The 23505-nt window shown below is 67.5% G+C and carries 21 protein-coding genes and 1 tRNA gene; 15 read left to right on the top strand and 7 right to left on the bottom strand.

Going from position 1 to position 23505, the window contains the following annotated elements:
• Positions 1–299 (top strand): tetratricopeptide repeat protein (locus tag U9977_RS07395; RefSeq protein WP_322748438.1); only part of this gene is annotated, 299 nt, incomplete at its 5' end.
• Positions 300–878: 579 nt separating this feature from the next.
• Here the strand turns inward: U9977_RS07395 and U9977_RS07390 are convergent.
• Positions 879–2384 carry a hypothetical protein gene (locus tag U9977_RS07390; RefSeq protein WP_322748437.1) on the bottom strand — a complete coding sequence of 502 codons (1506 nt, stop codon included), beginning with the start codon at positions 2382–2384 and terminating at the stop codon, positions 879–881.
• 301 nt (positions 2385–2685) lie between these two features.
• Here U9977_RS07390 and U9977_RS07385 point away from each other — a divergent pair, with 301 nt between their 5' ends.
• Complete coding sequence (locus tag U9977_RS07385) at positions 2686–2976, top strand: hypothetical protein (protein WP_322748436.1); 291 nt, start codon at positions 2686–2688, stop codon at positions 2974–2976.
• Positions 2973–3242: a hypothetical protein gene (locus U9977_RS07380; protein ID WP_322748435.1), complete on the top strand. Its 270-nt coding sequence runs from the start codon at positions 2973–2975 to the stop codon at positions 3240–3242. The genes U9977_RS07385 and U9977_RS07380 overlap by 4 nt, the downstream gene beginning before the upstream one ends.
• An 82-nt stretch (positions 3243–3324) precedes the next feature.
• Here U9977_RS07380 and U9977_RS07375 read toward each other — a convergent pair whose 3' ends face one another.
• The gene (locus U9977_RS07375) at positions 3325–3741 is read right to left on the bottom strand and encodes a helix-turn-helix transcriptional regulator (protein WP_322748434.1); all 417 of its coding nucleotides are present in this window, start codon (positions 3739–3741) and stop codon (positions 3325–3327) included.
• 231 nt (positions 3742–3972) lie between these two features.
• Between U9977_RS07375 and U9977_RS07370 the strand changes: the two genes are divergently transcribed.
• The 7 genes from U9977_RS07370 (at position 3973) to U9977_RS07340 (ending at position 10331) form a co-directional block, all read left to right on the top strand.
• The gene (locus U9977_RS07370) at positions 3973–4380 is read left to right on the top strand and encodes a plasmid replication, integration and excision activator (protein ID WP_322748433.1); all 408 of its coding nucleotides are present in this window, start codon (positions 3973–3975) and stop codon (positions 4378–4380) included.
• 68 nt (positions 4381–4448) lie between these two features.
• Positions 4449–4700: a hypothetical protein gene (locus tag U9977_RS07365; protein WP_322748432.1), complete on the top strand. Its 252-nt coding sequence runs from the start codon at positions 4449–4451 to the stop codon at positions 4698–4700.
• Positions 4701–4810: 110 nt separating this feature from the next.
• Complete coding sequence (locus U9977_RS07360) at positions 4811–6325, top strand: FtsK/SpoIIIE domain-containing protein (protein WP_322748431.1); 1515 nt, start codon at positions 4811–4813, stop codon at positions 6323–6325.
• Positions 6326–6535: 210 nt separating this feature from the next.
• A complete protein-coding gene (locus U9977_RS07355) occupies positions 6536–8230 on the top strand; it encodes a replication initiator (protein ID WP_322748430.1) in 1695 nt (564 codons plus the stop codon).
• A 188-nt stretch (positions 8231–8418) separates the two neighbouring features.
• Positions 8419–8886 carry a hypothetical protein gene (locus U9977_RS07350; RefSeq protein ID WP_322748429.1) on the top strand — a complete coding sequence of 156 codons (468 nt, stop codon included), beginning with the start codon at positions 8419–8421 and terminating at the stop codon, positions 8884–8886.
• A gap of 99 nt (positions 8887–8985) precedes the next feature.
• Complete coding sequence (locus tag U9977_RS07345; RefSeq protein ID WP_322748428.1) at positions 8986–9201, top strand: helix-turn-helix domain-containing protein; 216 nt, start codon at positions 8986–8988, stop codon at positions 9199–9201.
• Positions 9198–10331 carry a site-specific integrase gene (locus U9977_RS07340; protein ID WP_322748427.1) on the top strand — a complete coding sequence of 378 codons (1134 nt, stop codon included), beginning with the start codon at positions 9198–9200 and terminating at the stop codon, positions 10329–10331. Before U9977_RS07345 ends, U9977_RS07340 begins: the two co-directional genes overlap by 4 nt.
• A 142-nt stretch (positions 10332–10473) precedes the next feature.
• Here U9977_RS07340 and U9977_RS07335 read toward each other — a convergent pair.
• Positions 10474–10547, bottom strand: a tRNA-Gly gene (locus U9977_RS07335).
• Positions 10548–10783: 236 nt separating this feature from the next.
• Here U9977_RS07335 and U9977_RS07330 point away from each other — a divergent pair.
• Together U9977_RS07330 and dcd are read left to right on the top strand one after the other, a co-directional pair.
• Positions 10784–11503 (top strand): TNT domain-containing protein, encoded by a 720-nt coding sequence (locus U9977_RS07330; protein ID WP_322748426.1) that lies wholly within the window; start codon positions 10784–10786, stop codon positions 11501–11503.
• An 83-nt stretch (positions 11504–11586) separates the two neighbouring features.
• Positions 11587–12192, top strand: a complete 606-nt coding sequence (gene dcd / locus U9977_RS07325; RefSeq protein ID WP_322748425.1) for a dCTP deaminase — start codon at positions 11587–11589, stop codon at positions 12190–12192.
• 43 nt (positions 12193–12235) lie between these two features.
• Here dcd and U9977_RS07320 read toward each other — a convergent pair whose 3' ends face one another.
• The gene (locus U9977_RS07320) at positions 12236–14674 is read right to left on the bottom strand and encodes a glycoside hydrolase family 65 protein (RefSeq protein ID WP_322748424.1); all 2439 of its coding nucleotides are present in this window, start codon (positions 14672–14674) and stop codon (positions 12236–12238) included.
• Complete coding sequence (locus U9977_RS07315) at positions 14671–15531, bottom strand: HAD-IA family hydrolase (protein WP_322748423.1); 861 nt, start codon at positions 15529–15531, stop codon at positions 14671–14673. The genes U9977_RS07320 and U9977_RS07315 overlap by 4 nt, the downstream gene beginning before the upstream one ends.
• A gap of 326 nt (positions 15532–15857) precedes the next feature.
• On the opposite strand from U9977_RS07315, the gene U9977_RS07310 reads away from it, so the two are divergent.
• Positions 15858–17690, top strand: a complete 1833-nt coding sequence (locus U9977_RS07310) for a phosphatidylglycerol lysyltransferase domain-containing protein (protein WP_322748443.1) — start codon at positions 15858–15860, stop codon at positions 17688–17690.
• Between the two features lie 79 nt (positions 17691–17769).
• Here U9977_RS07310 and U9977_RS07305 read toward each other — a convergent pair whose 3' ends face one another.
• Positions 17770–20085 (bottom strand): (Fe-S)-binding protein, encoded by a 2316-nt coding sequence (locus U9977_RS07305; RefSeq protein ID WP_322748422.1) that lies wholly within the window; start codon positions 20083–20085, stop codon positions 17770–17772.
• Between the two features lie 467 nt (positions 20086–20552).
• Here U9977_RS07305 and U9977_RS07300 point away from each other — a divergent pair, with 467 nt between their 5' ends.
• Positions 20553–21692, top strand: coding sequence for a nuclease-related domain-containing protein (locus U9977_RS07300; protein ID WP_322748421.1), 1140 nt, complete (start codon positions 20553–20555; stop codon positions 21690–21692).
• A 52-nt stretch (positions 21693–21744) separates the two neighbouring features.
• Here the strand turns inward: U9977_RS07300 and U9977_RS07295 are convergent, their stop codons facing one another.
• Positions 21745–22089 (bottom strand): hypothetical protein, encoded by a 345-nt coding sequence (locus U9977_RS07295; protein WP_322748420.1) that lies wholly within the window; start codon positions 22087–22089, stop codon positions 21745–21747.
• A 411-nt stretch (positions 22090–22500) separates the two neighbouring features.
• Between U9977_RS07295 and U9977_RS07290 the strand changes: the two genes are divergently transcribed.
• Positions 22501–23505 (top strand): Hsp70 family protein (locus tag U9977_RS07290; protein WP_322748419.1); only part of this gene is annotated, 1005 nt, incomplete at its 3' end.

Here is a 23505-nt window from a genome sequence, read left to right as displayed (position 1 = left end):
CCGCCGTCGCCACCGACCTGAGCAACCAGGCAGAAGCGCTGCGAACCTTGGGGCGGGCCACCGACGCGCTGCCGCTGTACGCCCGCGCGCTGGCGATCCACGAGGCCGCCTACGGCCCCGACCACCCCGCCGTCGTCACCGACCTGAACAACCTGGCGGGGGCGTTGCAAGACCTGGGTCGGGCCACCGACGCGCTGCCGCTGTTGCAGCGGGCGCTGGCGATCGCCGAGACGGTCTACGGCCCCGACCACCCGTCAGTCGTCCTGATCCGACGCAATCTGTCCGATCTTGACAAATAGATATGACGGTTTTTCATCACTTGATTAAGATCGACTGTGCTGTCGGTAACCGCAGACGGTCTCATCATGGCGGGTGAGGGGTCGGGCTGCCCGGGGAGCGAAGCGGCCGGATGCTGTCTCCCGGCTGCCCGCGGACGTGCCCCTGCTCGTTTTTCGTATGCCGTTGGCGTGCCCGGTGCTGGTCTCCGCTGGTCGCATGGCTGCGCATCCCGGAACGCGCTCGGGCGGTCGGTGAACCTGATCGCGGAACAGAACCAGCATCGCGAATCCATGCCGCTCGGTACGGCGTGGATTCGCCTTTCCGGCGGCGGTCAGCCCGACCGGCATGCCCACGGGTCCCGGTGTGCCGGGCACACTTGCCATTCCTGGTCTGGCTTATGCGCGGTGGCGGGCCAGCGACGCACCCGGCGAGCATGGCGCGCCAGCGCCACGCGCAGCCGTCGCGCGGCGCGGCCCGTGCCGCGCCTTGATCCTAAACCGGAGAATTCGGCAGTGTGCCGGACATATGCTCGGTGATGCCGTGGCTGATGTCGTCCTTGGGATTCTGACTGCTGACCGTCGGTCCGGATCCGGGGTGTGTCAGGCTGCGGTGCTGGCGAGGGCGGTGCGGTCGATACGGGCGAGTAGCTCGCGGGTGTTGGCGTCGTGCTGGTAAGGGGTAAGTCGGTGCCGTAGGTCGGTCATGGCGGTGACGTACCGGGCGGAGGTGGGGACTCCGGCGGCAATGTCGATGGCCTTGTGACTGGCAGCGATCGCGCTTTCGAGGTCGTTCTGTTGGGTGAAGCTGACGGCGATGACGGTTTGGCTGAGTGAGCCGCGTCGTCCGCGGTTCTGCCGGCGGGCGGCCTCGACGGACTGACCGGCGTAGCGGTGGGCCTCGGCGGGGTCGCCGATGTCGCGGAGGCTGTTTGCGATTTCCCCGCTGATGTAGGGCTCGTCGATGAACTTCGCCCACTCGGGTTCGTTCGTCGTGTTGACGAGGTCGAACGTCTTCTCGGCCTGCGCGATGGTGGCGGCGGTGTCGGTGGAGCGGCCCATCACCGACAGGGCGCGGGCTTCCAACACGTACAGGTCGGTGAGGGCGGCGGGGGCGCGTACTCCGCGTAGGCCGTGGCGGCCGATGCGGGCGAGGCGAAGCCCTTCCTCGGGGTGACCGAGTTGGGTTGCCTGGTCGGAAAGACCGGCGAGGACGTGAGAACCGAGCATCCGGTTTCCGGACGCGTCGGCGAGCCGCAGGGACTGAATCAGGTAACGCTGCGCAATGCCGTGCTGGCCGCAGTCGAACGCCATCCAGCCGGCAAGGTAAGTCTGTTCGGCGGCGACCTCGAACAGGGCCTGGCGGATCGGTTCGGTGTGGGATTCCTGGAGGAGCGGGAGGACGTGTTCGGTGAGGTACTGGGCGACCGCGCGGCGCGCGATGTCACCGCCGCCTTGGATGACGTCCATTTCCTGGAACACACCGAACATGCTGCGGATGGATTCGACCGCGGCCATGTCTGCGCGGGTGGTGCGTCCGGAGTCGGCGGCGTCCAGGCTGGTCAGGAGCCAATCCCGGCTCGGTCCGGCGAGTGCGCCGAGTACGAACGACGACCGCAGCAGCACATCCCGACGGCGCACGTCGGCCCTCCCGAGCTCGGCAACTGTGCTCAGGGTACGTCGCACGGAGGGTTCGTACACGAGTCCTTGAGCGGTTGACTCGGGGTCGGTGACCGGCTGCTGGGCGGTTGCCGACGGGCTGTCGACCGCCGGTGGCGCTGTTTCCGTATGGGTGTGCGGTGTGGGTACAGAGGGCTCCCATTGGCGGGGTGCCAGTCCGAGCATGCTGCCGGGGATGCGGAGGCCGTCGGCGATGCGTTCGATCAGGTCCAGGGTCCCGATCCGGTCCCGACCATTCGCAATCTTGCTGACCCGGCTCTGATCGAGGCCCTCGACCGCGGAGGCGATGCGGTCCTGACTGGCGGCGTCGTACTTCTTCATCAGCCGGAAGGCCGTGCCGAAGTCGCGGTCGGTCAGAGCGGCGCGCATGTCGTCGCGGGCAAGGAGGCGTTCGGACACCGTGTACGGGCCGAGCGAAACAGTCGACATACCTGATCAACCTTCCGGCCGGGAGAGGGGGATACGTCTCGTGGCAGGACTGGTGCCGACAGTACCCGGATTACGCCCGACAGGTAGGGAAAGCTCACCTATTGAGCGGGCGTGTTGCCTCCGTTAACCCGTTGTCGGTCTGGATCAGGTGACGGTCACATGGGAACGTCATCTTCCGTGGGTTCGCGTTGTGCCGTGAGGCTGTGGCACAGCCGGCCCGGTCTCGTGTCGAGCGATGGTTTCCGCGGGGCCGGGTTGGCGTCCAATCAGCGAGGGATGACCACGGGACGGGATGCGACCGGTGACGGTAATCAGAGACAACACGACGGACGGCGCGAACGGGGATGAGCGGCTACCGGTGCTGTACGGGGTGGTGCGTTTCGAGCCGGGGGACGAACGACGGGTCCGCGACACCACGATCACGTTTGATTCGCCTGCGGCGGCGGAGTTGTTCGCGGTGGAGAGCGGCTGGCACGACTACCAGGTGACGGCGCTGTTCTTCTTCGTGGACAACGCTTCGGCGCCGGCTGCCGGTCGGATGCTGCTGGGGGCAGCGCTGGCACGGTCGGTGCGGCGGGCCGGTGGCCAATGACCGGCGATCAGGAGGGAAATCCGCCGCGGGCTGCGTCTGACCTGCCGTCGGCGGCCACCGGGCCTGACGCGGGTGGCGGCGAGTACATGGTGACGATCTATCCGGCGGATCGTCCGGCGGAGGTGATGCGGGCCTGGGCGGCGTTGCCGGACGGGGTGGGGTTCGCCGAAGCGTTCGGCGATGTGGACGTGACACTTGTGTTCCGGCCGGTCGGTGCGCTGGCGTCGGCCTGGGAGCCGGGCGGAACGACATCCACCACAGGCTGAGCGGCCGTGGCCGTGGCCGTTGTGAGGCGTAGGGGTCGGGATTCCGACGGACGACCATGCTCGTTGTCGGTGTTCTGACCCCTTACCTGTTCGCGGCCTGCGCGGTGACGAGCTGCTCGACGGCGGCCAGGCGACGGCTGACGTCGTCCAGGCGCTGTTCGATGCGGTCGATACCGGCGAGGATCTCCCGATCGGTTGCACCGCCGGGGGCATCCGACACCTGGTTGCCGACCAGTACCCGGATCAGATGGTCGTCAGGCCAGCCGAGCGCGCGGGCAAGCGCGATCAACGTCTTGTTCTGTACCCGACGGCCGTTGCCGCCGTGCTGGATCTGCCGCACCGTGGACACGGACACACCGGAGACGTCGGCGAGTTCTTGCTGTCCGATGCGGCGGACCGCCATACGCTGGTTGACCGCGTCGGCGACTGCGGCCCAATCCTCGCCGACGATCGCGCCCCGCGCCGTGTAGACGGGTGATCTTGGCTCTCGGTCCTCCATGCAGCCGATTTTAGCTTGAAAGCAAACAGCAGGGTATGTGAGGTACACATACTTCCAAGCGGGACCCGCTGGTGGGCCTGATGTCTTTGCCGCACGCTTATGTGAACCTCACATGCTACGGGCACATAATAGTTGATGAGCGGTTCGCGCACGGTGCACTGTATGTCCTGCAACGCCAGACAGACCGGCACCAGCCGGCACGCTGATGACACAGGACGAGGTGAACCGACGATGGCGATACCGCGGTGGATTCCGGTGGCGTTCGGGGATGTGTTTCCCCACGGGGCGTTCGTGCTGGGGGTGGAGGCGGCCAATGACTTCGAGAAGTCGAAGGCCGGGGTGCCGGATGCGCAGGAGCGGGACAAGGAAACCGGTGAGCTGTTGTGGGCGGTGCGGGTGATGGACGCGGACCCGAACGCGCGGGCCGGGTCGGCGGAAGTGAAGGTGAAGATTCCCGCGCCGGTTCAGCCGGTGCCCCCGGAGCCGTTGGCGGGTACGGCGTTGCGGCCGGTGGAGTTCGAGGGGTTGACGGTCATGCCGTGGGTGAACAGGTTCGGCTCCACCCCGAAGCAGGGGTTGGCGTTGCGGGCGAAGGGGATGCGGCCGGTGCGTACGGGTTCGGGGCGGGCGGCGGCATGACCGCGCCGACACCCACCACGACCACGGGCATGGATGGCGATCGGGCGCCGGTCCGGTCAGGGTGGCATGTGGGCGTGCACGTCGGGTCGGAGTGGTCGGTGCGCTGTTTCACCTACCCGGACGAGCGGCCGATCCTCGCGCTGGACACCCCCGGCGCCCATCTGGCAATCTCCACGGCGAGCGGCACGGTGACCGCCGACCATGTGGATTTCGCGTATGCGCTGGTGAAAGCGGCCAACGATTATCTGATCGAATGTGAACGGCTCCTGTTGGACCGTGCGGCCGACGACACCGATAACGGGGCTGCGGTAGCGGCCTGAAGTCTGGTTTTTCTCCTCGCGGGTGCCGGGACCGATTGCGGGCGCTGTTCTTCGCCGGTTCCGGACCGCTGATTCTCGATTCTTCCAATGCTGGGTGGGTGTGATCTGTCATGGCCAGAATCAACGGCTCACGGCCGTTTCCCGAGGTACCAACCCGGCATCCCAGAGTCGACGTGCCGCTGTGGGCGGTCCTGCTCGGGCTCGCCGGCCGGATCTGCGCCCACCTGGTCGTGTTCCTCGTCCGTCATCCGGTGGCGGTGGTGGTGCTGCTCGCGGTGGCGGTGGTCCGCCAGCGGTTCGGCCTGGTCGGGCTCGGCGTCGGGCTCCTGGTCCTGGTCGTGGTCGCGGTGGGGTGGCGGCTGGTCCATCGCCGGTCGTTTGACGGGCTCGCCCGCTGGATGTGGGGACGGTTGCGGCTGCTGGTCATCTACCGGTGGCGGTGGCGCCTGGTCATGGTCCACACGGATTTGGCGATTCGGATTCCGGTGTCCAACGGTGACCGGGTTTCCTTCGCCGAGACCTTCCCGCGGATTCGTACGATCCGCTCCGACCGGTGGGGCGACCAGCTGCGGGTGGAGCTGCTCTACGGCCAGACCCCCGACCAGTGGGCGGAGCAGGCCGACGCGCTCCGCCACGCGTTTCGGGCTCGATCCTGTCGGATCCGCGCCGATCGGGTGGGGTTCATCTGGGTGGACTTCGCCCGCCGCGATCCCCTGGCCGTGCCCGTCCCTCCGTTCGATCTGGACGGGCCTGATGCCGATGGGGACTGGGACGGCGGGGATGACGGTCCGGTGGACCTGTCCGGCATTCCGATCGGCCGCCGGGAAGACGGCGACCTGTGGCGGCTGCCGGTCCGCGGCGCCCATGTCCTGATCGCCGGGGCGACCGGGGCGGGGAAGAGCGCGGCGGTGTGGGCGACGATCCGCGGCCTTGCCCCGGCGGTGCGTGCGGGTCTGGTGGAACTGTGGGTAGCCGACCCCAAAGGCGGCATGGAACTGGCCTTCGGGCAGGCGATGTTCTCCCGGTTCGCGACCGACACCGAGAGCATCGCCGATCTCCTCGACGATGCGGTGGCGGTCATGCGGAAGCGGGCGGCTCGGCTGCGTGGGGTCAGCCGGTTGCACACCCCGACCACCGATGAACCGCTGATCGTGGTGATCGTGGATGAGATCGCCTCCCTGACTTCGTATGTGACGGATCGGGAGTTGAAGCGGCGGCTGTCGGCGTCGCTGCCGCTGCTGCTCTCCCAGGGCCGCGCCCCCGGCGTCGCCGTGATCGGGGCGGTGCAGGATCCCCGCAAAGAGGTGCTGCCGTTCCGGGACCTGTTCCCGGTCCGGGTCGCGCTGCGGATGACCGAAGCCGACCAGGTCGATCTCGTGCTCGGCGATGGTGCCCGCGACCGCGGGGCACGGGCGGATGAGATCGGCGAAGACATGCCCGGGGTCGGCTATGTGCTCCTCGACGGCCAAGCCGACCCGGTGCGGGTCCGCGCGTGCTGGGTCGACGATGCCGAGATCTCCCGGATGGCCCGTTGGTATCCGGTGCCGGCGGTCGCCGAGCTGCTCGATCTGGTCGGCGACGGTCCGGACGGCTGGACACCGGATGTGGACGGGCGGGCGGCGTGACCGGATCGGAGGAATACGCGCCGGTGTATCCGCTGCCGGTCTGCGACTGGTGCCGGCATCTGTGGGTCGCGCACTGGGCGGATGACGGCTGCCAGATACCGGCGGGGCGGTGGCGGGTGTGTGGCTGCCGGGAACCGCCACCCGACCACCCCGACCACCCGAGACCGAGGACGGCCAGGACCACGACCACGGACAGGAGGAACCGGCGGCATGACCACCCCGAACACTCCGCCGGCGGAACCGCCGGCGGGGAGCCGGGCCGCCCGCCTGCGCCAACCACTGGCCCGCCACGTCCTGGAGGCGGTCGCGGCGGAAAACGGGGTCTGCATCCGGCCCCTGCCGATGCGGAAAGTCAACGTGGTCACTGGGGAAACCGAGATCATCCCGGTGTCGTGTGGCGCCACCCTGGCATCCAAGTGCCCCTCGTGTGCCGAGCGGGCGCGGAAGCTCCGCATGGCGCAGTGCAAGGCGGGTTGGCATCTCGATGACGAACCGCTACCCGACCCCGACCCGGCCGGCGACGATGCGAAGACCCTGGTCCAGCTCCGGGCGGATCTCGAAGCGGTCCGCACCGACGCGGCGACCGGCCACGACGTCGAGCAGATCGGCGAAGTGGACGATCTGATCTCGCAGGTGGACGCGGCGTTGAACGATCTCGGCGTGCGCGGCAAGACCGCGCCGGACAACCGCGACCGGCCACGACGGACCCGGTCAACGCGGCGGCGGCAGGATGCCCCGGATCTGCCCCGGCTGCCGGTGGATCGGCGCACCGTCGGGCGGACGTTCACCGGATCGGACGGGATGGTGTGGCGGCCGTCGATGTTCCTGACGTTGACCTGCGACAGCTACGGCCGGGTCACCTCGGAGGGCACCCCGGTGGACCCGGACGGCTACGACTACCGGCGGGCGGCCCGCGACGCGATCCATTTTCCCAAGCTGGTGGATCGGTTCTGGCAGAACCTGCGCCGGGCCGTGGGGTACGACGTCCAGTACTTCGCCTGTCTGGAGCCGCAACGGCGGTTGGCGCCTCATCTGCATGCGGCGATGCGGGGCACGATCCCGCGGGTGCTGCTCCGCCAGGTCGCGGCGGCGACGTATCACCAGGTGTGGTGGCCGGCCTGCGACCGGCCGGTCTACAGTGCCGACCGGCTGCCAGTCTGGGACGAGGACACGGGCGGCTACGTCGACCCGGACTCGGGCGCATCCCTGCCGACCTGGGATGAGGCGTTGGACGCGATCGGTGACGATGCGGAACCCGCCCATGTGGTCCGGTTCGGGGTGCAGGTTCGCGCGGACGGGGTGACCGCCAACGACAAGAACACCGGCCGGTTGATCGGCTATCTGTGTAAGTACCTGACGAAGTCGTTGGATACCTGCCACGACATCGCCACGGACGCGCAGCGGGCGCATGTTGACCGGCTTGCCGAAGTCCTGCGGTACGAACCGTGCTCGCCGGGCTGCTCCAACTGGCTGCGCTACGGCGTCCAGCCGAAGAATCCGCGGGCGGGGCTCGTGCCCGGACGGTGCAAGGGCAAGGTCCACCGCCGGGAGACCCTCGGCTTCGGTGGACGGCGCGTGCTGGTCTCGCGGAAGTGGTCCGGGAAAACCCTTGCCGACCACAAGCAAGATCGGAAGGTGCGGATCCGGGAACAGCTCGCGGTCCTCGGCCATACCGACACCGACACCGGCGATGGCGGCCAGGGCGCCGCACCCGACCGGGTGGTCTGGCAGCTTCTCCACCCGGGTGATCCGGCGACACCCCGCCGGGAACACCTGCTGCTGCGCGCGGTCGCCGATCGGCACCGTTGGCGCGCCCAACTGGACGCGGCCCGTGCCGCCCGTGCGGCCCGCGGAGATCCGCCCGCCGTTTCGGCAACCGACCCTGGCATGCCCCACGCGGCCTGACCCGACAACTGATCAATGGAGGGGCCATGCGCCCGACAACATCCAGTACGGCTCTGCCCTGGTTGGGGCGGGCTCCGCCCATAGCCCCGGATTGATCGTCCGCCTGACAGGCGGTCCCGGCGGGTGCGGCTAACACCACACCGGGACCTTGATCCGCACCCCTTACGCAACAAGGAGCGACAGACCCAATGCCTATCATTCCGCCCGGCCACGGCCCATGGCGCAGCCCCTCCGCTGACGAGCCGTTCGTCAGCATGCACCGCACCAACCACGGCGACTACGAAGTCACCGTCCGACCCGGCGCCGACGGTTTCGACCTTGCCCGCGTCCTGGTCACGCTCCCGATGGAGGCGGTGTTCACCGAAGCGTTCGGCGACGTCGAAACCATCCTCATCTTCCGCACGCCGACCGGCACCCGTGTGCCCGCTCCTGCTGGTGCCCCGACAGCCGACGGGAACGGCAACGGCGGATCTGCTACTTCCGCCAACCCGCAATCCCCCGCCGGATGGGTACCGCAGATCCCGCTGACCAGCGACACCCGGCCGATTTCGGCAACCGTCACCAGGCAACTTCTCGCCTACGTCCTGGCGGCCCTCGTCGCGACCCCCGGTTCCACCAGAGGCGTTCCCGGCGGCGCGCGGACCGTGCCGCGCTGAGGCGAAACCGCCGCGGTCTTCCCTCCATTTTTTCCCCGTCCCTGTCCGGCAGCCACTGCCACGCCACAGGGACGGGGACCCTGACCCAGAAAGGCTCCCGTGGATCACCTACTTACGGTCGAACAGGCGGCTGAAATCCTCGGTACACCGGTCCGGTTCGTACAGCGGATGATCGCGGAACGGCGAATCGCCTACATCCGGCTCGGCAAGGTGAAGCACGTTCGGATCTACCGGAGCGACCTCGACGCGTTCATTACGGCCGGTCGTGTCGAAGCGAACGACGTTCCCACCCCGCGCAGGCGGAGGGCGGCATGAAGCGGCGGCGCTACGGCAACGTTCGCAAGCTGTCATCGGGACGCTGGCAGGCCCGCATTACAGGTCCAGACGGCAAGATGATCCCCCTCGGCACCTTCGCGATGAAACGCGAAGCTGACCAGGCACTCGCGGCGACCGAGACCGACCAGACACGCGGAACGTGGACCGACCCGTCCACCGGTAAGCAACGCTTCGACGCGTTCGCCGAACACTGGATGCGGACACGCGCGCTGCGTCCGATGACCCGCACCCTGTACGAGCGGCAGCTACGGCTACGCATCCTGCCGACGTTCAAAAGCCTCGCCGTAGCCGAAATCACGCCGAAGCTTGTCCGCGAATGGTATGCGGGGCTGATGGCGGAGGCCACGACGAACGGACGCGGTGTGGTGACGGTGGAAACCACCTACCGGCTTCTCCGCGCAATCCTGATGACAGCAGTTGAGGACGGGCTTATCCCCAAGAACCCGTGTCGGATCAAAGGTGCCGGCACCGTCCGTGACGCACCCCGCCCAGAGATCACGATCGCACAGCTCTGGAAACTCGTCGACACCGTGCCCGAGCGGTATGCGGCGCTCGTGCTCCTGGCCTCGGCAACGGCGCTTCGCTCGGGAGAACTCTCCGCACTGCGCCGGCGAAACATCGACCTGCACCGGCGAACGATCCGTATCGACCCGGACGACGGGCAGTATGTCGAGCCCGGCGGCGGGCAGAAGCCGTACTTCGGGCCACCCAAGTCCGACGCGGGCGCACGCACGATCGTGATCCCGGATGCGATCCTTGGCCGTCTCGCGGTCCACATGGCGGAGCACGCCCAACCCGGCCCGGACGGGCTGGTGTTCACGACCAAGGACGGCAACCCCGTCAGCCGGCACAACCGCTCATGGTGGCGGCGGGCCTGCCGGATCGTCGGTGTCGACGAGGAAGCCCATCTTCACGACTGCCGGCACGCGGGTCTGACGCTCGCTGCGCAGTCCGGCGCCACCCTGCGCGAACTGATGGCGCTCGGTGGCCACTCGACCCCGCGCGCCGCGCTGATCTATCAGCGTGCCAGCGGGGAGCGGGCGTCCGAAGTCGCCCGGGGAATGTCGGCCCGCCTGGCAAAGGGTGACCCCCGGCCGCGCCGGTCCTGATGGCACATCCGCCGCTACTGGCACGCCAATGGCACAAACGGACCTCAGCCATAGGAACGTGGGGGTTCCAGGGGGCTCGGCCCCCTGGGCAGACAATACGAAACAAGCAGGTCAGACCCTGTCTGACACACTTCGCCCGGAGTGGAGCGGGCGACGGGAATCGAACCCGCGTTGCAAGCTTGGGAAGCTCGTGTTCTACCTCTGAACTACGCCCGCGTAGTACGTACAGCATCGTACAGGCCGCCACGGTCGCGGTGCGGGCAGGCCCCGCCCGTGCCGGTATGCGTCGCCGGGCCCGTGTGGGGTTCGAGGCGACCCGCGTCGAACCCAGGTCGACAGGGTGATGACACGTGGCGAACCGCCGCACCGGCGCCCCGATGTGAGATAGCTAGATCATATGACTACTCTCCGGAGTCAATGCGCCACGTGAGCGCAACCCCGGGGAGGAACACATGCGATTTCGCAAGACGCTCGTCGCGCTGGCGACCGGAGTCCTGGTCGTCGGCGGCACGACATCCGCCACCGCCGGCGACATCGCGATCACCAGCGGCCTGCCAACGGTGTCGATCACGCCGCTCGACCAGTGCTCCGCGGCCAACCTCGACAACGATCGCCGCCTCGGACCGGCGAACCTCCCGTTCTTCGGCGCGGTGGGCAAGACGCTCTTCTTCTATGACCGGACCGGCGGCCAGCCCACGCAGCAGTTCCTGGACACCTGGTGGGATCCTTCCATCCAGACGCCTTTTGGCCTCGGAAACTGGGTATATCCCGCAAATTCCGGATATTACATCAATCCGAATGGTACTCCTATACGAATGGTGACAGCGCTGACCCCGGGGCAGGAAATCGACCGGTTCGGCGGGACGGGTGGCAACTTCCTCTCCCCCGAGGGAACGCGGTATGCCGACCGGGCCATCCCGCCGTCCAACCTGGACTCCACCACGGACCCAGGTGGCTGTGACTACCACGTCTACCGGGTATTGAAGGCGTTTCACGTCTACTCCGGAGCGATTCGCCCGTGGTTCGACCAGCCCGGCAACGGTCAGCAGTACCAGCTGGTGTGTTCGCTCATCCCAGCGTCCCAGGGCTGCGACCCGACCACCGATGCCCTGCCCGTCCAGTGGCTCCTGGCCAACCAGTACCTGGCGGAGGTACCCCCGAAAGACGTGTAGCTCGACGTGGCCGGCTCCCGCGGCGGGACAGGAGCTACCGGCGGCCGCCGCGGCAACCACCGCAAGCGGTAGCGTGCTCGAACGTGCTGCTGTCTGACGGGGACATCCGAGCGGAGATCGTCGCGGGCCGCGTATGCCTGGACCCGTACGATCCGGCGCTCGTCCAGCCGAGCAGCGTCGACCTGCGGCTCGACCGGTGGTTCCGGGTGTTTCAGAACCACCGGTACAGCCACATCGACCCCGCCGTCGAGCAGGAGGACCTCACCGACCTCATCGCCCCGGACGACGACGAGCCGTTCGTCCTGCATCCCGGCGAGTTCGTGCTCGGCTCCACACTGGAGATCATCACCCTGCCCGACGATCTCGCCGGCCGGCTGGAGGGCAAGTCCAGCCTCGGACGCCTGGGCCTGCTCACGCACTCGACCGCCGGTTTCATCGACCCCGGCTTCTCCGGCCACGTCACCCTTGAGCTGTCGAATGTCGCGACCTTGCCGATCAAACTCTGGCCGGGGATGAAGATCGGACAGCTCTGCCTGTTCCGGCTTTCCTCCCCGGCCACCCATCCCTATGGTTCAGCCGTCTACGGTTCCCGCTACCAGGGTCAACGCGGCCCGACGCCGTCCCGCGCGTACCGCGACTTCACCCGCGCGGCGGTGCCACCGGGCGACCGCGACCCGACCCTGCCGTAACCATGCGACGATCAGAAACCCAGGCAGTCAACAGGTCAGGCGATCAACGGGTCAGGCGATCAGAGGTCCCCCCATCGGTGCGAAAGAGCTCCGGTTCCCGCCCGGGTGGCTGCAGCGGCCGGGGCCGGGCCGGGGTGGCAGGCACATCACGGCACACCGGACCCGCCATCGACACCTCGAGAACTTCACCATGATGCAGGATGGTGATCGGGTCGCCCCGCAGCAGGACGTAGCATGCGACGGCGTCGGTGACCTCGACCCGCAGCCGCCGTCCCCGTGGGCACACGATGAACGCGAGCCTGCTGATCCCCTCCGGCAGCCGGGGCGCGAACGACAGGGTGGCCGGGTTGGCCGTTCCCGAGTTGACCGTTCCCGAGTTTCCTGTTCCCGAGTTGGCGGGTCCGGGGTAGTCACGCAGCCCGCCGAACCCCTCGACCAGCGCGATCCAGCTTCCGGCCAGTGACGCCATGTGCAAGCCGTCGAGGGCGCGGCCGTCCAGGTCACGAAGGTCGATCAGTGCCGCTTCGCGCAGGTAGTCATGGGCAAGCCCGAGATGCCCGACCTCGGCCGCCAACACCGCCTGGGCCGATGAGGACAACGAAGAGTCGCGAACGGTTAGCCCCTCGTAGTAGGCGAAGTTGCGGGCCTTCTGCTCGTCGGTGAACGACTCCCCCCGGCGTTGCATCGCCAACACCAGATCTGCCTGCTTCACCACCTGTTTGCGGTACAGGTCGAAATACGGAAAATGCAGGAGGAGCGGGTACTGGTCAGGACGCGTCTGCTCAAAATCCCACACCTGATGGCGGGTGAACCCAGCCGACTGGGGGTGCACGCCCAGCTTTTCATCGAAGGGGATGCACATGTTCTCGGCGGCGTCCCGCCAGGACGCGGCCTCCTCGGCGTTCACGCCCAGTTCGTGCGCCTTCTCCGGATGCCGCCGGACCGCGTTCGCCGCCTCCACCAGATTCTGCTGTGCCATCACATTGGTATAGATGTTGTTGTCGACGACCGCGCTGTACTCGTCCGGCCCGGTGACTCCGTCGATGTTGAAGGCGCCATCCAGGTCATGATGACCCAGAGACCGCCAGAGCCTGGCCGTTTCAACCAACAGTTCCAGGCCGATGTCCCGGTCGAATACGTCGTCGCCGGTGACGCGGACATGACGCACGACCGCGTCCGCTATATCCGCATTGATGTGGAACGCCGCCGTGCCGGCGGGCCAGTACCCGGAGCACTCCTCTCCGTGAATGGTCCGCCATGGGAAGGCCGCTCCGGAGAGGCCGAGCAGGTGGGCCCGTTCCCGGGCCATGGGCAGGGTGGCCTGCCGCCACCGCAGCGCGTCCGCCGCCGCGTTCGGCACGGTGTAGGTGAGCACGGGAAGGACGTAGCTTTCCGAATCCCAGAACGTGTGGCCGTCGTATCCGGGACCGGTGAGACCCTTCGCCGGAATCGGCCGACGCTCGGCCCGCGCGCTCGCGGACAGGACGTGGAACAGGGCGAAACGGACGGCCTGCTGCACCTCGGCATCACCGTCGACCTCGACGTCCGCACGGGCCCAGAAGTCGTCAAGATAGGCCCGCTGTTCGGTGAGCAGCCCCGCCCAGCCGGTCTGGCGGGCGGCGGTCAGCGCGGCCGCGGCCTGGTCGCGCAGGGCCGGCAGGGAACGCTGTACCGACCAGCCATAGGCGATGAACTTGACAAACCGCAACTTCTGACCTGGATCCAGCAGGGTGGTGATGGTCACCCGGCAGGAGTCGGCATCGCTCTCAGCGGTCACCCCGGTCGCGGAGCGCCGGTCAATAACATGATCCATAGCGGCGGCGACCCGGATGCCGCTGTGCCGCGTCCGGTGCACCAGCTCGGCATGCGAACCGTGGCTGCCGTTCCACTCCGCCACCAGCGGAGCCTCCAGTACGGCGGCGGCCCGCGGGTCCGCGGACTGTGTCGGCAACTGCTCGTTGGCGACCAGTTCGGACTGCACGACGAGCCGGGCCGAGGCGTCCAGTGGCTCGACCTCGTAGCAGATCGCCGCCATGGCCCGCTGCACGAAGGAGACCAACCGCACCGATGACACGCGGACCGCCTGGCCCGCCGGTGACACCCATTCGGCGGTCCGGCTCAGCACGCCCCGGCGGAAGTCCAGGATCCGTTCGTGGGACCGCAGATCCCCGTACCGGACGTCGAAGGGTTCATCATCCACCAACAGACGGATGAGCTTTCCATTGGTAATATTGATCATCGTCTGGCCGGACTCCGGGTAGCCGTAACCGGCTTCCGCGTAGGGCAACGGCCGCAGCTCGTGGACGGAGTTGAGATAGCTGCCGGGCAATGCGTGCGGCTCTCCCTCATCGAGGTTCGCCCGCAGGCCGACATGCCCATTGGACAGGGCGAACAGCGACTCCGCCCGGGCCAGCCGGTTCGGATCGAGGCCGCATTCGCGCAGCTGCCATGGATCGACCGGAAACGACATGCTACCGATCACGAGCCGCTCCCGCTGCCGCGGACCGCACGGTCCGCACCCGCATGGTCCGCACCCGCATGGTCCGCACCCGCATGGTCCGCACCCGCACGGTCGGTGCCCATACTGCCGGCGACGTCGTCGGTGTCGAACAGCTCACCGAGGTCGGAGATGACGATATCCGCACCATGCGAGCGCAGAGCGTCCGCATGCCCGACCCGGTCGACGCCGACGACGAACCCGAAACCTCCGGCCCGCCCCGCCTCGACCCCGGCGATCGCGTCTTCGAATACCGCCGCGCGCGACGGCACCACGCCGAGCGCGCGGGCACCGGCCAGAAAGGTGTCAGGCGCCGGCTTACCCGCCAGGTGCTCGCGTTCGGCGACAATACCGTCGATCCGGACAGGTAGCAGACTATCGATGCCGGCGGCAGCAAGTACCTCCGCGCAGTTCGCGCTCGACGATACGACGGCCCGTGGGACGCCTGCAGTCGCCAGTGCTCGGAGGTAACGTACAGAACCGGGATAGGAGGCAACGCCACCTTTACGGATCATGGCTGTTACGAGTTCGTTCTTGCGTTTGCCCAGGCCATGGACTGTGTCGGCGGATGGAGGATCGTCCGGGCCACCTTGGGGCAGTTCGATGTGACGGGAAGCGAGAAACGACCTGATGCCGTCCACCCGGGGCTTGCCGTCAACATAGGGGGGATAATCGTCAGCAACGCTGAACGGAATAAATGGATCATTGGTGCGTTCCGCCCGCCGGCGGAGTAATGTGTCGAACATCTCCTTCCAGGCTGCGGCGTGGACGGCGGCCGTCTGCGTCAGCACACCATCCAGGTCGAAGAGGCGTGCCCTGATGTGTTCGGGTAGTCCGAGCATCCGTTCAGTCCTCTCGGGAGCGCCTGCGGGATCGTCCTACCCGGGGACACCCGTGCCTGACCGTGCGGCACGCGAGGTAACGTCCCGCGGGCGGTCCCAAGCAGGCCGGACAGGCCTCAGACCGATACCCGTACCCAGCCGGCCAGCGGCGGCGCGACTATGATCTTTCGTGCCACTGACGGCCACCGGACCTGACGCAGGGAAAGGAGGCACCGTCCGTGACAACCGTCAGCCGCGACAGCCCTCCCACGAAGGCCACCGCAACGAGCCAGCTCGGCGGCGATGCCCATGGAAATCATGGGAGCTCACGGCCGGCACGACCTCTGTTGCCGGCCTGGAACCGCTCATGGGTCCCGACCGTGGCCGCTGCTCTGGTGTTCATTGCTGGACTGATCGACATCGTGTCGGCGGTCACGCCGGAGTGGCGCGACCGGCTGGACGTGATCCGTCAGATCCTGCCGGGGGCGGCATCGCGCCAGGCCGCCGCCTTCACCGTGGTGGTCGGACTCCTCCTGCTGCTACTCGCCCGTGGTCTGCGCCGACGCAAACGCCGCGCGTGGCTCGGTGTGGTGACGCTGCTGAGCGCAAGCGTCGTCCTGCACGTGGTCAAAGGTCTCGACGTCGAAGAAGCGGTCGCGTCGGCGGCGCTGGTCGTCGGGCTGGTGCTGGCCCGTGGCGAGTTCCAGGCCAAGGGTGATCCGACGACCCGGTGGCGGGCGCTGTGGGTCGGGTTGCTCCTCACCGCGGCCTCAATCACAGTCGGGATGCTCCTGCTGCGGATGGGCGCCGGCCGTCTACTGGGCCCGCATCCGCTGACCACTCAGTTCACACACGTCGTCGAGGGCCTGGTCGGCATCCACGGACCGCTCCGGTTCAGCTCCGATCGGCTCTCCGACCTCGTCACCCGGATGCTGCTCACCATGGGCCTGCTCACCATCGTCGCTGTCGTGTACCTGGCGCTACGCCCGCCGGAACCACGCCCGCGACTGTCCGCCGAGGACGTCGAGCGGATGCGCGCGCTGCTCACGCGGCACGGGGACGCCGACTCGCTGGGTTACTTCGCCCTGCGCGGCGACAAGACCGTCGTCTGGTCGCCGACGAGCAAGGCCTGCGTGGCCTACCGGGTGGTGTCCGGGGTGATGCTCGCCAGCGGCGATCCGCTCGGTGACAACGAAGCATGGCCGGGCGCGATCCGGGAGTTCCTGCGGATCGCCGCCGAACACGCCTGGATACCAGCGGTAATCGGCTGTTCCGAAACCGGCGGAAAAGCGTGGGAACGGGTCGGCCTGTCCGCGCTCGAATTCGGCGACGAAGCAATCATCGATGTGCAGACCTTCACCCTTGAAGGCCGCGACATGCGAAACGTCCGGCAAGCTGTCGGCCGGGTCGAGCGAGCCGGCTACACCTGCCGTGCCCTTCGGATGGGCGACCTGCCCGCCGACGAACGCAAACGGGTGAAGGAGCAGGCCGAGGCGTGGCGCGGGGCGGAAACCGAACGCGGTTTCTCCATGGCACTCGGCCGGATCGGTGAACCCAGCGACGACAACTGCGTCGTGGTTATGGCCTTTGACCGCAACGGGCCCGACAGCGGTGGTTCGGGCTGCGGCGGTTCGGGCAGCGGCGGTTCGGGCAGCGCACACTCAGGCAGCGCGCAGGACCGCGACGGGTCGCTGGACAAAAGGAGCGAACCGCGGCTGCGGGCGCTGCTGCACTTCGTCCCGTGGGGACCTCGGGGCCTTTCGCTGGACATGATGGTGCGCGACCGCGCCGCGGACAACGGGCTGAACGACTTCCTGATCGTCTCGGCGGTACGGGCCGCGACCGGGCTGAACGTGGACCGGCTGTCCTTGAACTTCGCCTTCTTCCGGTCCGCCTTGGAACGCGGCCAGCGACTCGGTGCCGGGCCGGTGACCCGACGTTTCCGAGGGCTTCTGGTCTTCCTCTCCCGCTGGTTCCAGATCGACAGCCTTTACCGGTTCAACGCGAAGTTCCAACCGCAGTGGTCGCCGCGCTACATCTGCTTTCCAACGAACCGTGACCTTCCTCGCATCGCCCTGGCCATGCTTGAAGCCGAGGCGTTCCTGGTCTGGCCACGGCTGACGATGCTCCCGGGCGCGCGCCGCATGGCGCAGCTGACCCGCAGCCGCCCGTCCCACTGAGTCCGGAAAAACCCGAAACGATGTGAATCCGGTGCTGTCACCATGACAGTGGACTCACATCGTTTCGGGCGTCACCACATCAGTCGGACCCGGATGCTCCCGCCCCGTCTGTCGACCCGGCCGCGTCCGCGGCAACCGTGGTGCCCACCGTGGCCGTCGGGATGCCCCCGGCCTGGACCGGTGCGGCCAGCGAGCGGGCGAGCAGCTGAGAGACGTCGAGGACCTCGACGCCCTCCTTCGCCCCACCCGACTGCTTCTTCTCGGTCACGGCATCGGTCAGCATGACGATGCAGAACGGACAGGCCGTGGAGACGATGTCCGGATCGAGCGCGAGCGCCTCATCCACCCGTTCGACGTTGACCCGTTTCCCGATCTTCTCTTCCATCCACATGCGGGCGCCACCGGCGCCACAGCAGAAGCCGCGCTCCTTGCAGCGGTGCATCTCCTGGCTGCGCAGGCCCGGAATGCTGTTGAGGATCTCCCGCGGCGGGGTGTAGACCTGGTTGTGTCGACCGAGGAAACACGGGTCGTGGTAGGTGACGGAGGAGTCCACCGGCTGGACGGGCACGAGCCGTCCGTCCTCGACGAGCGTGCCGAGCAGCTGCGTGTGATGGATGACCTCGTATGTCCCACCCAGTGCCGGGTACTCGTTCGCGAGGCTGTTGAAGCAGTGCGGGCAGGTGGCCACGATCTTCTTCGGGGCCGCGGCGTTGAGGACCTCGATGTTGGCCTTGGCCATCTCCTGGTACAGGTACTCGTTGCCGAGCCTGCGGGCCGGGTCACCGGTGCAGGACTCGCTCGTGCCGAGGATGGCGAACGACACCCCGGCGATGTGCAGCAGTTCGGCGAACGCCCGGGAGACCTTCTTGGCCCGGTCCTCGATGGCCCCGGCGCAACCCACCCAGTACAGGTACTCGACATCGTCGGGGATGGCCTCGCCGTCGTCGAGCACGCGGACGTCGAACGCCAGACCCTCGGTCCACTCGGTGCGGACCCGGGGCGAGACACCCCATGGGTTGCCGTTGTTCTCCAGGTTGCGCAGCATCACGCCGGCCTCGCTCGGGAACGCCGACTCGATCATCACCTGGTAGCGACGCATGTCGATGATGTGGTCGACATGCTCGATGTCGACGGGACACTGTTCGACGCAGGCGCCGCAGTTGGTGCAGGACCACAGGACGTCGGGGTCGATCACCCCGCCTTCCTCCTCGGTACCGACGAGCGGCCGATCGGCCTGCGGCCGACCGGGCTCGGGGACCCGCCCGAAGCCCGACTCGGGTACGTGGTGGACGACGTGCTTCGCCGACGCGTCCGCGGTGCCGGTGGCCGCCGCGGCACCGGCCCCGGCCCCGGCTCCAGCCCCGGCTCCAGCCCCGGCTTCGGCTTCGTCGCCGTCCCCGGCACCGTTGGCTGCGAGCAGGTACGGCGCCTTGGCGAACAGATGGTCGCGCAAGTCCATGATCAGAAGCTTCGGTGACAGCGGCTTGCCGGTGTTCCAGGCCGGGCACTGGCTCTGACACCGCCCGCACTCCGTGCAGGTGGAGAAGTCGAGCATCGCCTTCCAGGAGAAGTCCTCGATCTTGCCGACGCCGACGATCGGGTCGTCAGCCTCCATCAGGCTCTCGATGTCAGGAGTGCTGCCGAGCGAGCCGAGCGCCCTGGGCTCGCGCTTGGTGATGACGTTGATCGGCGCGAGGAAGATGTGCAGGTGCTTGGAGTAGGCGACCAGCACCAGGAAGCCCATGATGATGGCGATGTTGAGCAGTAGGAAGACCGTCTCGATGTGCCCGTTGATCGACGTCGAGAAGGCGTCCAGCGGACGGCTGACCAGATACGAGGCAAAGGCCCACCTGGTGTCCCCCTGCGGGTGGGTGCCGGCGTTGAACTGGGCGCCACGCAGGATCAGCAGGGTGACCATTACCGATGTGATCATCCCGAGGATGACCCAGGCCGGCCCCGTGTGTGACCCGTAGAACCGCGACTTTCGCTCGAGGCGGGCGGGGGCGTTGCGCAGCCGGATGACCGTGAAGGCCGCCAGCCCTGCCAGGACCGCGACGGTGAAGAAGTCCTCAATGAAGCCGACCACCGCCCAGTGCCCGAACAGCGGGATGTGGAAGTGATCATCGAAGAGAGCGCCGAACGCCTCGATCACGGTCAGCATGAGGATCGTGAAACCCCAGAAGGTGAAGGCATGCGCGATCCCGGGGACCGTCCACTTCAGCAGCTTCCGCTGACCGCCGACCTCGCTGATCTCACTCCACAGGCGCACGCCGACTCCGTCGAACCGACCGGGAGCGGGCTGACCCTGGCGGATCAGCCTGAACAACCAGTAGAACCGTCGTCCGGCCACCGCCAGAGCGACAACGGCGATCACTCCACCGATAGCGAGTCTCAACACATCCTCCAGTTACTCCTACCGACGGTGGGAGCGTACTGCTACCAGTCGGTAACTTGCCCGCCGAACCAGACCGACCCCAGTCAGACCGCCGCCTACCGGATCGCCGCCTACCAGGCCGCTGCCCACTTTCCTACACACACGGGTCACGCGCAGCCCCTAGGGCGACCGGCAGAACGCTTCGATCCGGCCAGCGGCGATCTGGCTCACAGCCATCCAAATTAGATCAAACAGCTATATCATATACCTGTCTTTTTTCAGGGGCGGACCGGACCAACGTCCCGCCAACCACGGGAAACTTGGACCAATTACTGGGATTCCCTTGTCCTGACACGGCCAACGGTTGCAGGATGAGTGCGGCCCGTAACACGCGTGCGCACTGTCGCGACGACGCTCGGCGCTTGGAAGAGTTGCAATTGCCAAGGCTCCAGACGATGTTGGCGACCTCACGATCCTTGGTGGACACGATGGCGAGTACGACCAAGAGCCTGACCAGGGGCCCGCTGCGAGGTCCGTTCGGAGGCGACACCCGGGACCGTCCCGGCTACTCCCTCCAGATGGCCTACCAGCGGGCGCGCGAACAGCACGCGCAGATGCGGCGTGAACGCCTCGCGCACACCGTGCCGCGCGCCGCGTTGCGCGCCTTCCCCATCGCGGTCATATTCGCGGTCCTGGTCGCGTCGGGTCTTCGCCTGTCGATCTCCATCGCCGTGGGCGTGTTTCTGCTGATCGAGCTCGGTTGGCCACTAATCGTGATCGGCCGATCATTCGATCCGGTCGCTGAGATCGAGACGCTGCGCGAGAGCGCCGATGCCGAACGCAAGACGGCCAGCGCGATCAACCGGCTCCGCCGCTATGGATACGTAATCATGCACGACCGCCGCGTCCCCGGTTCCGAGGCGACCATCGGGCACCTGCTGGTCGGGCCGGGCGGAGTCATGGTGATAAAGAGCGACGCCTCCACCGGCACCGTGCGCTACGCCAAGGACGGGGCCAAGGACGGAGCCAAGGTCGACGGACAGCCCTTGACTAAGCCGCTCGACCTCACCAAATGGCTCGGGGACGAGGTTCGCGCCCGGACCCGTACGGCCACACCAATGATCAAAATTCCGGTCACGCCGATCCTGGCGATGGTCGAGGCGGGCGTTCTGTGGAGCGACGGAGCGGTCGAAGGTGTCACGCTCATCAGCCTGAAGGATCTTGTGTCCTATGTCCGGGGCCGGCCGGACCGGCTCAACCCGGCGGAGGTCACCAAGGTGGTCGCCGTCGTCCAGCGTCTGTTCCCGACGTACTCGCCCAACCAGCTCGCCGACGCCGTCACCGTCGACCGCGACCAATGGCTCATGTTGATGGACACGCTGCGCACCATTCGTGAACGCGGTGGCGACGCTACCGACATGGTCGATCGACTGACGAAGATCGAGAGTGATCTCGCGCGACTTGCCGAACCAGGCAGCCGGTCCGCCATCCCGACGGCACGTACCGATGACGACCGCGGGGACGGCGACGGCAACGAAGACGGCCACCGCGGGGACGACGACGGGGACGATGGCGGGGACGATGACGGGGACCTCATCAACGAACTCACGGGCATGACCGACGCTTAGCGGTCTCGCCCGTAAGTCCTTCGGGGGTTGACACCTGGGCAGGCGGGGGCGGTCAGCTGTCGGGGGTCGACAGGTTCCGCTCGCAGACGCAGTCGAGGGCCTCTTCGGGGGTGCCGGTGAAGGTGCCGGTGGGCAGGAGTGTGTCCAGGTATCGGCCGTTGCTCGCGAGGTGGAGGGCGAATCCCCGGTGGGTGGCGGATCCGGTGGAGCGCAGCCGCATCAGGGGGACGTCCTCGCCGTCGGTGACCTGGCCGGCGCTGTAGGCGAACGCGCCGCGGTGGCGGATGTGCAGGTCGGCGAGTGGGGGCCGGCGGCCAGCCGCGCGGATGTGTAGCCGCTGTGACAGCGACACCTTGGTGGGTAGCCGGCCCGGCACGAGTGGATGGTTGACATACATTTTCCGCCCGAAAACCGGCGCCTCCTGACGTCATCCTTCCACTCGTCGCACCGAAGAGAATGCGGATCAAGGAGTGGGGTTGGGGCGGATGCGTCGCGATGTGCGAGGAGGCCCAGGTAGCGGAGTTCTACCTGGGCCGACGGAGCCGGGGTACCCGTACGGCGCGAAGCGGCGTACGGGTACCCCGACTCCCCGCTCCCGGCAGCCCGCCAGCCCCTGGCCCCTGGCCTGCCGCAGCTCGGGAACAGAACCATCCTCAGAAACCTTGAGTCTGAGCAACTCATGTTTGACGATGGCCCGACTATCATTAGATTCTGAGTGCGAAGGACTCAACTACTACCCGAGCGGTCCCGGCCGAGTTCCCGAGAGAACCGAGCAGCCGGGCCGTCCTGATCTGAGAGGCACACAGACATGGCACGAGCGGTCGGTATCGACCTCGGCACCACGAACTCCGTCGTGAGCGTGCTCGAGGGCGGCGAGCCCACGGTGATCGCCAATGCCGAGGGCTCCCGGACGACCCCGTCCGTCGTCGCCTTCGCCAAGAACGGCGAGGTCCTGGTTGGCGAAGTCGCGAAACGGCAGGCGGTCACGAACGTCGAACGGACCATCCGGTCGGTCAAGCGCCACATGGGCACCGACTGGAAGATGAAGGTCGACACCAAGGACTTCACTCCGCAGCAGATCAGCGCCTTCATCCTCCAGAAGCTCAAGCGGGATGCCGAGTCCTACCTCGGTGAGACCGTGGCCGACGCGGTCATCACCGTGCCCGCCTACTTCGACGACGCCCAGCGTCAGGCGACGACCGAGGCGGGCACCATCGCCGGTCTGAACGTCCTGCGCATCGTGAACGAGCCCACCGCGGCCGCCCTTGCCTACGGCCTGGACAAGGGCGAGAAGGAACAGACCATTCTGGTCTTCGACCTCGGTGGCGGCACCTTCGACGTGTCCCTGCTGGAGATCGGCGACGGCGTTGTCGAGGTGAAGTCGACCTCCGGTGACACCCACCTCGGTGGCGACGACTGGGACCAGCGCGTCACCGACCACCTGATCAAGACCTTCTCCGGTCAGCACGGCGTCGACCTCGGCAAGGACAAAATGGCCCTGCAGCGCCTGCGGGAAGCCGCCGAGAAGGCCAAGATCGAACTGTCGCAGTCCACCCAGACAAGCATCAACCTGCCCTACATCACCGCCTCGGCCGAGGGCCCGCTGCACCTGGACGTCACCCTGACCCGCTCGGAGTTCCAGCGGATGACCTCCGATCTGATCGACCGCTGCAAGCACCCCTTCCAGCAGGCCGTGAAGGACGCCGGGGTCAAGGTCAGCGACATCGACCACGTCGTGCTCGTGGGTGGCTCCACCCGGATGCCGGCCGTGGTCGACCTGGTCCGCGAGCTCACCGGCGGCAAGGAGCCGAAC

It is taken from the genome of Protofrankia sp. Cas8, assembly GCF_963555845.1.
Classification (GTDB): Bacteria; Actinomycetota; Actinomycetes; order Frankiales; family Frankiaceae; genus Protofrankia.
This window is presented reverse-complemented; position numbering and strand designations above follow the sequence as displayed.